The 14738-nt window shown below is 43.8% G+C and carries 15 protein-coding genes; all 15 read right to left on the reverse strand.

Annotated elements, in window-relative coordinates:
- Position 1: 1 nt before the first annotated feature.
- Entirely contained in the window at positions 2 to 1258 is a 1257-nt protein-coding gene (locus I5907_RS10515; RefSeq protein ID WP_196990668.1) for an NAD(P)/FAD-dependent oxidoreductase, read from the reverse strand.
- A 226-nt stretch (positions 1259 to 1484) separates the two neighbouring features.
- On the reverse strand, positions 1485 to 2573 hold the full coding sequence (locus I5907_RS10520) for a methyltransferase (RefSeq protein ID WP_196990669.1): 1089 nt from the start codon (positions 2571 to 2573) through the stop codon (positions 1485 to 1487).
- A 5-nt stretch (positions 2574 to 2578) separates the two neighbouring features.
- Positions 2579 to 3712, reverse strand: coding sequence for a beta-ketoacyl synthase N-terminal-like domain-containing protein (locus I5907_RS10525; protein WP_196990670.1), 1134 nt, complete (start codon positions 3710 to 3712; stop codon positions 2579 to 2581).
- Positions 3713 to 3720: 8 nt separating this feature from the next.
- Positions 3721 to 4143 (reverse strand): acyl-CoA thioesterase, encoded by a 423-nt coding sequence (locus I5907_RS10530; protein WP_196990671.1) that lies wholly within the window; start codon positions 4141 to 4143, stop codon positions 3721 to 3723.
- Between the two features lie 117 nt (positions 4144 to 4260).
- Entirely contained in the window at positions 4261 to 4890 is a 630-nt protein-coding gene (locus I5907_RS10535; RefSeq protein ID WP_196990672.1) for a hypothetical protein, read from the reverse strand.
- On the reverse strand, positions 4887 to 5318 hold the full coding sequence (locus I5907_RS10540) for a hotdog family protein (protein ID WP_196990673.1): 432 nt from the start codon (positions 5316 to 5318) through the stop codon (positions 4887 to 4889). The genes I5907_RS10535 and I5907_RS10540 overlap by 4 nt, the downstream gene beginning before the upstream one ends.
- Before the next feature lie 127 nt (positions 5319 to 5445).
- Complete coding sequence (locus I5907_RS10545; RefSeq protein ID WP_196990674.1) at positions 5446 to 6324, reverse strand: lysophospholipid acyltransferase family protein; 879 nt, start codon at positions 6322 to 6324, stop codon at positions 5446 to 5448.
- Entirely contained in the window at positions 6324 to 6584 is a 261-nt protein-coding gene (locus tag I5907_RS10550) for a phosphopantetheine-binding protein (RefSeq protein ID WP_196990675.1), read from the reverse strand. The genes I5907_RS10545 and I5907_RS10550 overlap by 1 nt, the downstream gene beginning before the upstream one ends.
- Before the next feature lie 13 nt (positions 6585 to 6597).
- Entirely contained in the window at positions 6598 to 7815 is a 1218-nt protein-coding gene (locus I5907_RS10555) for a beta-ketoacyl-[acyl-carrier-protein] synthase family protein (RefSeq protein ID WP_196990676.1), read from the reverse strand.
- A gap of 181 nt (positions 7816 to 7996) precedes the next feature.
- Positions 7997 to 9412: a DUF1593 domain-containing protein gene (locus I5907_RS10560; RefSeq protein ID WP_196990677.1), complete on the reverse strand. Its 1416-nt coding sequence runs from the start codon at positions 9410 to 9412 to the stop codon at positions 7997 to 7999.
- 322 nt (positions 9413 to 9734) lie between these two features.
- A complete protein-coding gene (locus I5907_RS10565) occupies positions 9735 to 10793 on the reverse strand; it encodes a nucleoside hydrolase (protein WP_196990678.1) in 1059 nt (352 codons plus the stop codon).
- A gap of 95 nt (positions 10794 to 10888) precedes the next feature.
- A complete protein-coding gene (flxB, locus tag I5907_RS10570) occupies positions 10889 to 11617 on the reverse strand; it encodes a flexirubin biosynthesis SDR family reductase FlxB (protein ID WP_196990679.1) in 729 nt (242 codons plus the stop codon).
- Between the two features lie 33 nt (positions 11618 to 11650).
- Positions 11651 to 13240 carry a flexirubin biosynthesis tyrosine ammonia-lyase FlxA gene (gene flxA / locus I5907_RS10575; RefSeq protein WP_196990680.1) on the reverse strand — a complete coding sequence of 530 codons (1590 nt, stop codon included), beginning with the start codon at positions 13238 to 13240 and terminating at the stop codon, positions 11651 to 11653.
- 275 nt (positions 13241 to 13515) lie between these two features.
- Complete coding sequence (locus I5907_RS10580) at positions 13516 to 13986, reverse strand: GNAT family N-acetyltransferase (protein WP_196990681.1); 471 nt, start codon at positions 13984 to 13986, stop codon at positions 13516 to 13518.
- Between the two features lie 272 nt (positions 13987 to 14258).
- Entirely contained in the window at positions 14259 to 14714 is a 456-nt protein-coding gene (locus I5907_RS10585; RefSeq protein ID WP_196990682.1) for a hypothetical protein, read from the reverse strand.
- Positions 14715 to 14738 lie beyond the last annotated feature (24 nt).

Below are 14738 nucleotides of genomic sequence, written 5' to 3' on the forward strand. Positions count from 1 at the left end.
TTTAAGCCTCTTTATTCAATGCCCTGAATTTATCTCTCGTTTTTATAGTAGCAGCCAGTTTAAATAAGGCTGTATCATGATTTTTTACATAATGGTTTTCCGTGTCCCATACATAGCCGGCCAGTACAGAGCAAATTCTTCTTTTGATCTCCGCATCCTGGTCGTCTGCAAAGAATATTGTATCCAGTGTGCCATCGTACCACCGCATAACATACGAACGAAAGGTGTTTACACCCTGCATCATTGGCTGTGTATATTCTGCTTCCCAGTCAACGTCTTCTCCTTTTAATTTCTTCAGCACCAGTCTGGCAGCTTTCTGGCTGCTAACCGTAGCCAAAGTAACGCCCGATGAAAATACCGGGTCTAAAAATTCTGTTACATTCCCGGTGAGTACAAAACCATCGCCATAAAACTTGTCGGTGGTTTTGCTCCACGATTGTAACACACGCGGTTCAAAAACCAGTACGGTATCTTTAAACCTTTCGGCAAGATGTGGCTGCGAGGCTACCAGGCCGCGAAACTGTTCTTCCATGTTGCCTGCATACTTTTCAAAGAATGCAGGGTCGCCCACAAAACCAACAGAAGTAATACCCGTAGAGAAGGGTATTACCCAGATCCAGACACCCGGTTCATGTACAATGATCGTTATCCTGTTTGGTTCATCGGCCATTGAACGTTTAACATCCTGCGTATGTGCAAAAACAGCCTTGCGTGGCGGCAGGTTAGAAGGCCTGTCCATATTAAACAAGCTGGGTATAACCCTGCCGTAGCCACTGCCGTCTATGATAAATTTTGCTTCAATTTCCTCTTTATCTCCGTTTGCTTGCTCAACCGTGGTCACAGAATCTGAGCCATTGAACACGATACCTGTAACGGTGGTTTCATAACTTACCGGTACACCCATTGAAACTACTGTATCTGCAAGAATTTTATCAAACTCAGCACGCGGTACCTGCCAGGTCCATGTCCAGCCTTCGGTAAAGCGGTCTGCAAAAGAATAGTCGCATTTTACACCGTTTTTTACGAAAAGAGCGCCGTATTTTTCCTGGAAATTTGCTGCTTTTACAGCATCTAAAAAGCCGGCTTCATCAAGCGCTTCCATGCACCGCGGCAAGAGGCTTTCGCCTATTACAAATCTTGGAAACTGCAGTTTTTCTACAATTCTTACGCTGTAGCCTGCTTTGTTTACAATAGATGCGGCAACGGTTCCCGCCGGACCGGCACCAATTACCAGTACATCAACATTACTCTTTTTCATTATGGTTGTGTTAAGGGTGTATATAAAATTATGTAACCAACTGTTGAATTACTATTGGGCTTTGGTTGTGTCACTCACTTGTACGGCTGTACCTATACTGAGCTATGCGATGCGTAAACATTACCGCTTGAATATTTTGCCTTTTCCTGCTGCTTTATATACTGCCGTACAAGAGTGCGACGCAACAGGCGATGCCACCTGCACAAATGCCGGGCTCATAAAAAATCTATGCAGTAACTGTTGTTCGTTTCTTCAGTTTCCAGAGTGTATGACTTAAACCAATGTTGTTTATTTCTTCCACTATTTCAAAACCACCTTTAAGTACTGCATTTTTAAATATTTCAGAATTGTACATCTGGCTGTTGCCATTGGCCAATGCTGTAAAATAAACAGAGGTTTGTTGCAGGCAAAAAGCAGCGGCTTCAAAACGTTGTTTATCCCAGAATGCCTCGAGTACATAAACGAAACCGTTTTCATCAATTGCTTCGTGGCAACGCTGCATGATGGAGGTAATTTCATCTTCAGAAAAACAATCGAGAAACTGGCTCATCCAGATGGCATCAAAGCCTTTTGGAAACGGCTGGGTTGCATCCAGGATATTTGCCGGGTGAAAGCTTACGCGGTCTGTAAGCCCTTTTTCTGCAATCGTTGTTTTGGCTACATTCAACTGGCCCGGCAAATCCATGATTGTTATATGCACTTCGGGATCGAATGTTGTACTTGCAATAGCCCACTTGCCTGTATTGCCGCCAATATCGAGTAATTTTTTTATGTGGTTGTGCTTATTGTATACATGCGGCAAAACAGCGGGGAAGGCTGTATCTGAAAAAAAGTGATCAAATGCAAACCAGCTTTTTTGTACATGTTTGGGTAGCTGGGAGAGGCCTTCATAAATGGTTTGCCAGTTACCAAAAACTTTCAGGCCTTCGGGCCTTTCGTTTTTGATAGCATCTTCCAGGTAAAACATGCCGTTGTAGTTTACATCGTGCATAAAATCCATGTTTACAATGGTAAGCGGATCATGCAAAATGAAATGACCTGTTTTTGTAATGCGGTATCGTTCATCGTTGATGATAACCAGGCCAATGCCAAGGCCCGACTCCAGCAACACACGCACGCCATAGTTGGGTAGTTGTACCCTTGCTACAATTTCTTGCAGTGTAAGGCCCGCAGAACCGCTGGCTTCAATTTCATGCAATATGCCGGAGTTGCGCATGATCCTGGCTACCTGGAAAATGACAGGACCGAATGCAATAAACTGCGCCATGTTCTTTGCCTCTAATGCCGACTTCTTATCTGTAGAAAAAAACTGCATGAATGTTATTGTAGTTGGTGATCTGTTTTTTTAAAAACAACGGCTGCATTGCAACCGCCAAAGCCGGATGCTGTTTTCAAAAAATACTTATAATTTCCTTTTTGCAAAGCCCTGCAAATATGCAGGTTTTTTGAAACTCCCGGATTTAAAAAACCCTTTGTTGGAAGTATGATGTTTTCCTGTAATGCGTGTACAGACATTACCGTTTCAATGATGCCTGCCGCGCCAAGTGTATGGCCATAATAACCTTTCAAACTGTTCACAGGCGTATCGTTGAGGTGTGCAAGATCAAAGGCTTTTGCTTCCATTTCATCGTTGTAAACAGTTGCTGTACCATGGGCGGAAATAAAATCGATTTCCGGGCTGGTGATGCCCGCTTCAGACAATGCCTGGCTGATGGCCGCATACAGTTCTGCGCCTGTTCTGGACGGGCCGGATATATGGTTGGCATCATTGCTTACTGCACCACCGCAAAGCTGTATACCATTGGAGAACGCCTTATTGGAAGAAAGTATGATTGTTCCGGCAGCTTCGCCAAGTGTTACACCTTTCCTGTCTGCATCAAATGGTTTGCAAGGTTCATTGCTGATGGCCTGGAAAGATGCGAACCCTGAGAACACAAATTTCGTTATAAGGTCTGCGCCTGTTACAACGGCATGGTCATATGCGCCGGTACGCAGCAGTCTCATTGCAGTAATCAATGCCAGTACACCTGAAATACAGGCATGAGACACCACCAGTGGTGTATGATAAAAATCAAAATGCTTTGCCACAATTTTTGCTGAATGCGGCAATGAAATTTTTTCCCTGAGAGTGTCTGTATAAGTTGTTTTTTCGAGCAGGCTGATGTTTCCTTTCGTGGAAGAAAGGATGAAGATGGTCTTGCTGCCTGTTACATCCAGCGAGGTATTGGCCAGTGCGCCTGCTACAGCATCTATAACCAGTTGCTCAAACCTGGTAACATTGTTTTGCGGCTTTATAACATCGGCTGCAAACAATGAAGCATAGGCAGGTTGATCGGCAAGTGAGCGCTGCTGCCGTATACCGGAAACATCTTTTTGTAATTGCTGAAAGTTTTCAGCAGATGTGGTACCAATTGGCGAAACAATGTTATCGGCAACAACAAAAACTTCTTTCATGTATTAAGCTATAGCCCGTATTTATTTTTCCACTCTTCAAAAAAAGGTGGGTTGGTTAACTGGAGTAATGAATGTTCTTTATCAAGAAATACCTGTACAGAAAAACCGGTGGCTACAAGCTGGCCGTTTCCTGCGTTGTACAATTTGTATTCAAACCTGAGTTTTGCAGCCTCGCACGGTACGTACGTGGTTTCCACAACGAGACTGTCGCCATAGCGCAATGACCGCTTATAATCACATTCCACTTTTACAACCGGCACAACATAACCTTTATTATAAAAATCCAGGTAACCAATGCCATATTTGTTTCCGAATGCTTCGCGGCCATCTTCGAAGTAGCGGATGTAGTGGCCATGCCATACAATACCCAGCGGATCAGCTTCATTAAACCTAACTCTTACCTCTGTTCTTTCAGTTAAAGATATACTCATTGGTTGGTGCCTGGTTTTTTACAGGATAAGTGAAACAATAAATTGAACCATTTGTTTTTAACACAGGCCGCACCGTTTTTGCAAGGCGCTGATGCTGCAACCCGCTGCAAACAAAGATTATCCTTTCCAGTCTTTATATTTTGTTTTCTCAATGTCTTTCAGTGCTTCGTAGATCGACTTTGCATAGTAGTTTCTTAACCCGAAACCGCCCACTTTTTCTTCTATTCTTTCGGTATGAATAACTTTTCCAGTGCTCATATTGATGAAGGTGATATACATAGACGACCTTTCTGCTGTTTTACTCATTGATTCCATAATGAACACAACACCTACACCTTTTTTGCCGCTGATATTATAGCCTTTTACCATTTTTTCAATGGTTTTATTGGTAAACCTTGACCTGTCTGCGTCGTTGGCAGATTTTATTTTGTCAGGATCTAAACCTTTATTTTTTGCTTTCACCACAGAGAGATCGGTTTCAACACCTGCTTTGTGAAATGCTTTTGGAAGGTCGAATTTTTTAGGCTCGTTTAATACCAGTTCATTAATGCCCGCAAATTGCCTGTTGGTGAAATCTTCCACTTCAATATCTGTATGCCCCAGGATTTTTACACCCGAGAAATCTATTCCGAGCCAGGTAAGATTTGTTTCAGCTTTGAATACATCCTGTATCGTTTGCGCATTTGCTGCCACGGTACATACAACTGATAATGCAATCAGGATTGCAGATATGAATGTGCGTTTCATGTTTGCGGTTTTTTATTTTGATCAATAAAAATTTTCATGGTGCATTTTGCCAGTAGTTCACCATTGCAGGTTGCTTTGCCGGAGATCAAGAGTACGTTGAGTATTTCATTATCGGCCGTTATTTCTGTATGAATTGTTGAATTTACAGATGGAAGTGAAAACACTTCGAGGTTTTGAACAGCGGCAATATAACCTACTGCAACAGGTTTATTTTTCCTGATGGCGGTTACGCCTGCTCTTGCCGCGGCAGTTTGCGCAATGTTTTCTATAAGACCTGCCTCGGAGAATTTACCGTTTTCTGTAAGAATATTGCCTGGCTTTATTTCGAAAGTAGTGGTTGTTGTTTTATCATCTGATGCAATGAGTTCACCGATCATTAGAAAGGGGGCTCTTTGTGGTACGAGGTCTAAAATATTCAGTTCTGGCATAAGACTGCAATTGTAACAAATTGTGCTGAATAAAGCAAGGTTGTGCCATTGCTGCTTAAAGATATGCTGTACAAGTGTGCGACGCAAGGAACGATGCGCAGCGTTTTGCTGCCGGGCTCAAAAAAAATTATTGCCAGAAATCGTAATAATTGAACCACTGCTGAGGGTAAGTTTTTACTTTTTGTTCCATCTCAGTTGAAAATGCATGGAGCATCTGCTGCATAGCGGCCTCTTTTGTTGTGGCGGTAAGATTCTTTACAGGGCTGGCAAAGAAATGATAATGCAAGGCAGACTCTTTCATGGCAAAGACAAAGGAAACGGGCACTTTAAACTGTGCGGCCAGCAGGAAAGGGCCCAGCGGAAACTTGGCGGGCCGGCCAAGAAAATCTACCGTAAGTGTTTTATTACCTTCCAGGAACCTGTCTGCATGCATACATACCAGTTCGTTGTTTTTAAGTGCGGCCGCTATTTCGTAAATGTGGGAAAGGTCGTTGCGGAGAATGATAAATTTTGCGGCAGATTGTTGCGTTACAGAGCCGAGGTATTGTTTGATGCGTTCATGCTCGCCATCGAAAATAACGATGTTGATCTTTGTATTGAGGCGCCTGAGGAGGAAGCCTGCTATTTCCCAGTTGCCAATGTGCGCACTCAGCAACATGCCGCCTTTTTGTTGCGCGGTTACCTGGCGGAGTATATCTTCTCCGTCGAAATTGTAAGTGAACTTATTTTCTGATACGGCCATTACCGCTATTTTATCAATGAGCGTTTGACCGAAAATATAATAGTTGCGATAGAGGTTGAGCAAAGACCTCAACACCGGTTGATGGAGCCGATACCGGTAAAAACGATAAATGATTTTTGAGGAGCTGAATGAGAACAGGAAATAGTAGAAAGCCACAAACCTTAGTAAGATATATGCAGGCAATACGCCTGCTCTTTTTATTACTGCTACAAAAATGCGGTAACCCAGTGGAGTGCCTTTAGATTTTCCTTGCCAGGATGGCATTATGCAGGTTCCTTTACACTAACTTTTGAAATAATATACTCATAGAAATCTGTGAATGTATCGATCTGCGTAAAATCGCCTGGTTTTACTTTAAAAGAGAAATTGTTTTCTATTACCACAACAAGGTCGATATAATCAAGACTGTCTAGCTCAAGTGTATCCCTGAGACTGGCACCCGGCACTATTTTTTCGGGGCTCACTTCAAATTCTTCAGACAGGAATTCATTGATTCTGTCTATGATTGCTTCCTTACTCTTCATAACAAGCCTAGGTTTAGTGTTTTTTTACAATGATAGATGAGTTTGTGCCTCCAAAACCAAAAGAATTACTCAAAAATACATTTATATTTTTATCCATGGTTTTTTTGACAATGTTCAGTTTTGCCGAGTCTTCATCGGGGTTTTCGAAGTTGATGTTGGGTGCAATGAAAGAGTTTTCCATCATGAGCATGGAGTAAACTATTTCACTGGCACCTGCCATCCAGCATTCATGCCCCGTCATAGATTTTGTTGAGCTTACATGCGGGTAAGCCGTACCAAAAACCTCGTGTATGGCTCTTGCTTCGCTGGTATCGCCGGCCTGCGTGGAGGTGGCATGTGCATTGATGTAATCAATATCCCTGGCAGCCATGCCAGCCTCTCTTAAAGCCATTTCCAAAGAGCGAACCGGGCCGTTTACTGTTGGGTTTGAAATATGCTCACCGTTGGATGAGAACCCGTACCCGATTATTTCGCCGAGAATTTTTGCGCCCCTTTTTTGCGCTGATTCCAGGCTTTCTAAAATGACCGTTGCGGCGCCACCGCTTGGTACAAGCCCGTCGCGGTCCCTGTCAAACGGCCTGGATGCCAGTGCAGGCATCGATTCCCGCACAGAAAACGCCGAAAGTGCATCAAAATTGCCCATGGAAAGATGGTTGATTTCCTGGGCACCGCCGGTAACCACACAATCCTGCAACCCCATTTTGATAAACATATAACCTAAACCTATGGCGTGCGAGCCACTGGCACAGGCAGCACTAACGGTAAAGTTTACACCCCTTAGTTTAAATATTGTTGACAGATTCATGGTTACGGTAGAATTCATGGTTTTAAAAACTGATGCAGATCCTACCATCATGGTATCTTTCTTTTCCCGCATAATATCTGTTGCTTCTATTACAGGCTTAGCGGAGCTATCGTTGCCAAACAGAATACCTATTTCTTTTTCATTGATATAATCCTGGTCGATACCTGCCTGCTTAAACGCCTCCAGTGTGCTCAGGTAAGCATATTCTCCCTGCTCGGGCAGCATTATCCTGGCACGGCGGTCAAGCAATTCTTTGAGGTTTGGCTTATCTACATAGCCGGTAAGACCAGAGCGGTAGCCAAACTCTTTACGTACAGGGTCGAGTATAATTCCAGATTTACCTGCATGCAAAGAATCACGTACCTCATCAAGGTTTTTACCAAGGCAGGAGTAGATGCCCATACCAGTTATCACAACGCGATTCATACTCATTAGATGGCCGCGAATTTAATGAGATACCGTGAATTATGACATTTAAACCTGATTAACAGTAGAGAATGTAGTATGAATTGGCAGAACAGCAATATTTTGTTGAAAAGAATAATATCACGCATAAATCATCTTTACACAACGGGAAATTTTACCGCATCAAACTATGTGTGCAGCGCTATGGTATCACCGTTACAATGCAACGCTTATACCTTGTAATGGCCGGCGTGCCTTTGTCGGTCACTTTCAAAATAAAATGAATGGTTTGCGGTACAGTTACTACCGGTGCTGTTACGGCGGGTATACGATACATATTTGGTGCAAAAGGCCGCAGGGAAACATCGCCTTTATAAGTGCCTGCTTCTTCATATTGAAACCAGAGATAACTCATAGAATCACCGTCGGGGTCTGTTGTACCCGCTGCACTTAAAGAAAATACGGCACCTGATTTTACGGTAAGACGATCGCTGTGTGCGAGCCTGGGCACCGGCGGATGATTTACTTCACTGTATTTTTTTGTGGTCCATAACATACGTGCGGCAAAGTCGTTTTGAAATTCTGTGCGCCAGCGCCAGATGGTCTCGCGGTTGCCGGTGTACGGTTTTTTATCCAGCGGGGAAACAACAGCGTCACTGGCATTCGTCCACACCGGTCTTGTTTCGGGCTCATCCTGTGGCCAGTTTAATCTTTTAAACATGCCCGTGTTAGAATCTTCAAATTCCGGCAGATACAATTCGTAACGGCCACCCCAGCCGCCATAGTTGGGGTGTTCAGGATCGTTTAAACCGTTATCGATCAAATTTAGAAACGACGGAGTATCACCTTCCATACCATACGCCACATCAGGATAGATGGCGCCCAGCGGACCATGCCCCTGCTGAATATTTTTTGCCAGCCATTCTGCCGATACACATGCCACATCGGAACCCGGCATTGGAAATGACATGCCAAGCCATGTTGCGTTTGCATAGTTATATCCTGGTGTAACCACGAAAAATATAGCCGGAAAATTTTTCCTGATCCACGGGCCGCTATCGTCCTGGTCTGAGATAGTGTACACACGCAATTTTTTATACAATTGCTCCGCTTCTGCTGCCGGCTTTGTATTTTTTATTTTCCATAATGCCTGCGCCAATGTGTTGGCGCCGCCCCACACACATACCCACAATGGTCTTTCATCTTTCTGTTCGAGTATTTTAACGATCCATTCCGAACCCTCAGAATCTTTACCGGCACCCACGCCCTGCATGCCATATACAGCAAGCCCCTGCTTCACTTTCGAAAGTAAAAGTTCATAAGACGGGTAGCCTTTCTCGTGCAGCAATAAATTGGGCTGCACTTTTTTGTATGCAGATAAAATGTTCCTGATGGTTTCCGGGGCTACCATCGTTTGCTGGTGAATAGATGTGGTGGCAATAAGACCTTCTACATCCCACTGGTTGCAGTACAAAAGAAAACGGGTAAGCGATTGTGCATCGTCTGGGTCTGCTTCAATATCTGTAAGTACAAGTACACGACGCTTTTCCGTTGACTGTGGCCACGCAATTGTTGCAAACGTGCAAATGCAGAGCAGCAATACCAGTAATTTTTTCATGTATATATTTTTACCGTAAGTATGTTTTGCATCAATATTGAACAGGCTATTTTTTCTTTTGGTTACGGGCAGTTGTTTTCCATGGCATCGCCTGTTGCGTCGCATTACGTTCATCTGTAGCAAAAATGGCATCTCCAGTCTGCGGATTTAGCAGCACAACTGTTGGCAACATCCTGCTGGCTGATCATGCGCATCGAAAAGCTCAGACAACTTCCAACCGTACAAGTGAGTGACACAACCGGCGATGCCACCTGCACCGCTGCCGGTTACCAAAAATTACTTACAACTTAACACTTACAACTTAACACTTACAACTTAACACTTACAACTTTCTTATATTATACAAGGCCAGTTTAGCATACAGGTCATCCAGCAGCAAAGGCACATCCAGTGCTGTGTACACCCGTATGTTCCTGCCTTTGTGGTTTATTTCGTAAATGCCCAGGTTGTTGATCAGCGGCGATGGGCGCAATACATAAAAACTGGATGAAGGATCGGGCTCGAAAGAAGACTGCAAAGCGGTTAACAGAACAAGCGGACTATCACCAACAATGTATACTTCACCAACATTGAAATTGAATTTGATACCCATTTTCATAATGCGTTCAATATTGGTAGTAAGGTATTCGCCAATTGTACCCTGTGGTCTTACTTTCAGCAACATGGAGGAATAAGGCATCATGACCTGCCTGTACACATTGCGGGGAATTTGCCAGATGGGCACTGCCGATTTATTGAACACTACCTGCCCTGCGGTAAGATCGATACCAAGATTGTACTCCATGGTGGTATAGCCGGGCGGCGGTGTTGCCAGCCCAGGATATTCGGGCCCGCCAATCCAGATCAACGTTAAGTGCTTTGCAATTGCAGGTTCCATCAAAAGAGCACTTGCAATATCTGTAAGGCCTGCACCACACACCACATACAAAGGCAGTTTGGTGTCATCTCTCATTGCTTCTTTAATGATGAAACCGGCAGCATCAGACTTTTGCGGGGTACTGTCATTTTGCAGCGGAAAGTTGGAGCCCTGGTAAACAGTATATGCTTTTTCGAGATGCATAATGCGTAGCAGCTCTTCGGCTTTTTGTTTTGCATGTGTGGCAGTTTCATTGGAGGGGTCCCAGCCATCACCGGGCCGTAGGTGAGAGCCAATGATACCGCGTATTTCCACCGAAGGTGAAAGCAGGTGCTGCACCAGTTGAAATAAACCATCGGGGTCACCACCAAAATCATTGTCGATGATGATACGCATTCTTGGTGTTACAAGACTATCGGGAAATAATGGTACTGCAGCCTGTTGAGCGGCAGTTGTAGGATGTATAAATACGAGAAAGCTTATGATGCAGCAGAGGGGTGGCAGCAGTAACTTACAGCGCTTCATGCAAAACGGTTTATAAATGAAGCTTTAAATTACTACAGTAATTAATGAGATGTTGTAAAACCAGCAATTTCTTACAGATGTTTTGCAAAATGGCACTATGAGTATAAGCCACCGTTTACGGAAATAACTTCACCCGTAATGTATGCGGCTTCTTTTGCAACCAGGAAACCTACTACATGCGCCACTTCCTCAGGGGTGCCAAAACGGTTGACAGGTATCATGGCTTTTAGCTGGCTTTCATCAAGGTCTTCGGTCATATCAGTTTTAATAAACCCGGGTGCAATGGCATTTACGGTAATGTTTCGTTTGCCTACTTCCTGCGCCAGCGCTTTGGTAGCGCCAATAACACCGGATTTTGCCGCAGAGTAATTAACCTGTCCCGGTGTGCCTTTTAAACCGGAAACGGAAACGATATTGATAATTCTGCCATAGCGTTTGGTGAGCATGTTGTTTATTACCAGGCGGGTAGTATAAAAGAAACCATCGAGGCTGGTGCGTATAACGTCGTCCCACTGTTCGTCTTTCATCCAGAACATAAGACCGTCATTCTTTATACCGGCATTGTTTACCAGTACTTCTATTGTTTTATCGTTGTTGTGTTCTATCCATGAGCCCAACACTTCTTTAATCGCTGTTTTATCAGCTACATCAAACTGCAGTGTTTCACCCGTAGCACCTTTTGTTTTAACCAGTTCCAGTGTTTCAGCGGCTGCAGCTTCATTGCCTTTGTAATTAATCAATACATGGTAACCCAGTTCTGCAAGTTTTACGCATATTGCCCTGCCTATACCCCTGGACCCGCCTGTTACTAATGCACATTTCATAAATGAATTACTTTACCTGTATTATTAACTTATTTACCTGGCCGTGCCTGTAGCAGATTCTACGTTTACAAAATCGTTGATGAATGCAAGCGGGTCCTGCTGCTCCAGGTACTGCTTTACACGCGCCACATCTTTATATTTTGGTGTGTCTTCCACAAATTTTGGAAAGATAGCCCTGATGGCTTTGTACACCGCTTTTGTTTTGGAAGACATCAATTCATCGCAGGCGAGGAAATCCACCGCCTGCAATACCGTCATCATTTGTATGGCCAGCACTTCAAACGTATTGTCTATTACACGTTTTGTAAACAGGGCAGCATTGCAACCCATGCTTACGATATCCTGGTTGTCATTATTATTGGGAATGCTGTGCACGTAAACAGGGAAGGAGAGGCTCTGGTTTTCTGCCACCGTAGATACCGCGGTGAACTGCACACCCTGCATACCAAAATTAAAACCAAGTACGCCAAGGTTTAAGAAAGGCGGAAATTTCTTGTTGAGTTTATCATTCAGCAGGTAATTCAGTTGCCTTTCAGATAGCATAGAAAGTTTTGTAATAGCGGTTCGCAGCTTATCCATTTCCAGCGCTACGTAATCTCCGTGAAAGTTTCCACCATGAAAAATGTTCTGGTTATGATGGTCAACCACCGGGTTATCATTTACCGAATTCAATTCGTCTGTTACGATCTTCTGTGCATGTGCAATGGTATCGTACACGGGGCCGAGTACCTGTGTAACACAGCGTAATGAATAATACTCCTGCACCTTGTCTTCAAAAATTTCCTGTTGCTTTACATGGTCTGCTTCATACAGGTGTTCATTACGGTTGCGGATCATTTTACTGTCTTTTAAAACAGTACGCATGGCGGATGCTACCCAGTTTTGTCCTTTATGATGTTTTACAATATTCAGTTCGTAAGAGAAGTGATCTGAAAATGCGCAAACCACCTCGTTGGTAATAGAAGAGAGTATTATCAGCCAGTCCAGCAGTTTCCTGGATTGTATAATATTCAGCATGCCTATACCCGTCATGGCAGATGTGCCATTGAGTATGGCAAGCCCTTCGCGTATATGAATGCTTAACGGTTGTATGCCAAGTTTTGCAAACACTTCTGCGGCCGGCTGTACCTTGTCTTCATAGATCACTTCACCCTCACCAATAAGTGTAAGACCAAGATGAGCAAGCTGCACAAGGTCTCCGCTGGCGCCAACGCCGCCGTGCTCATATATACAGGCTACCACATTTTTATTGATCAGTTCTGCCAGCAGATCCACCACTTCTGTATGCACGCCGGAGTAGCCCTGCATCAGTGTATTTAAACGGGCCACCATAACAGCTTTAGCAAGCAGGGCGGGCATCAGTTTGCCGCTGCCCGAACTGTGGCTCCTGATAAGGTTGTATTGTAACTGCAGCGCCTTGTCTTCCCCAACCCTGTATTGTGCCATTGGCCCAAAACCGGTGTTGATACCGTAGATCACTTTTTCAGTTGAAAACTGTTTCAAAAATGCATAGTTCCGGTCTACATTTTCAAGTGCCTGGGCTTGCAGTTGCACACCACTGTCTTTATAAACGATGCTGGCAAAGTCTTCTAAAGAAAGCGTTTTACCCCCTACTGCTATCATATATGAATATTAATTTAAGCCGAAAGTTAAGAGGGCAAAACAAGTGAAATATAGTTAATGCATCAAATTTTTTTAGCTGCCTTACAGGCCCGTTAAGTGGTTGTATAAAGGAATGTATGGAGCCCGGCATTTGAATAAGCGTGTGGCTTTCGTTGCGTCGCACTCTTGTACTGCATCACGCTATGCAACATTTCCGGGTGCACCTTTATGCGTTATACCAGCTGCCTTATTGAAGTTGCGGCGTACTATATTTTTGCTGTTCCTGTTACGGGCATTTACAGCCATCGTTCCATTTTTATATCTGCACGTGCATAGGGTGTATTGGTAATTGGTATTTCTGTAAAGCCAAGTTTCTTATACAATGTTATGGCTGCCACCAACTGCCTGTTAGATTCCAGCCATATACGCCTGGCACCTGCTGCACGGCATTTTTCAAGCGCAGCTTCACCCAGCAGGTTGCCTACCTTTTTACCCCGCATGTCTGCTGCAACAGCCATCTTGGCAAGCTCAAATTCCTGTGGTGCTGTTTTTACCAGGGCACAGGTGCCCACAATATTATTGCCATGTTTGGCAAACAAAATTTCTCCGCCGGGGTGAATAATAAAATGTTCAGGGTCATCCAGCACTTCTACATCGTGTGGCTCTGCAACAAAGTATTGCTCAATCCATGCAAGGTTGAGTTTTTTAAAATCTGTTGCATACGCTTTGTTGTAAGGTATAATGGCAATATCAGTTATGGCGAACATGCGGGTTCCTGTTTATAGCTGCAAAAATAAAAAATGCCCGCGCTATTACACGCAGGCATTCGGAATGTATAGTTGTTGAATAATGAACGTTGGGTTACAAAGTGGTTTGAATGTTGATTTGTAAGATTAACCCGCAGACTGCTGCTGCCATGAAAACATACAGTACAAGTGAGTGACACAACAGGCGATGCCATGCAAAGCGAATGCTGGTAAACAAAAATCAATATAGTAATTGGGTGCAACTGCTGCGAATAATGCTATAGTTTTTCTGATTAGTAGCGCACAAAATTGTAACGTTCTATCAGGTCGCCATTGAAATAAGTTGCGGTAAAACTGTTGCCGTAAAAGTCAGCGTTGTCAAAGTTGAGATTGATGGAACTATGTGTGTATGGATCATTCAGCTTCAACTGTAAAGCGTTATGCACGCCATTGTAGTAATTGCCGTTTGCATCGAAGTATCCACCCGATACACTGGTGATGTACCAACTACCTGTCATGCTTACATCTGCATCTTCATACGTGGCGGAACCGTTGCTGTACATGGTAAATACGCCGTTTTCGAGACCTGTATAAAAAGGAGACCAGCCGTAAGAATCGCCTTCTGCCGCACTGTTCATGACCCATGAACCGGTGACAGGGCTTTCTGGTGTAACGTTTACTTTAACGCAACTGCTTAGCAAAAAGATAGCGAGAATGGTAACAGTACTTAAGCGTAGAATTGATTTCATAAAAGGTTATTTTAAAAGTTGTCA

Origin of the sequence: Panacibacter microcysteis, from assembly GCF_015831355.1 — a bacterium.
Taxonomy (GTDB): Bacteria; Bacteroidota; Bacteroidia; order Chitinophagales; family Chitinophagaceae; genus Panacibacter; species Panacibacter microcysteis.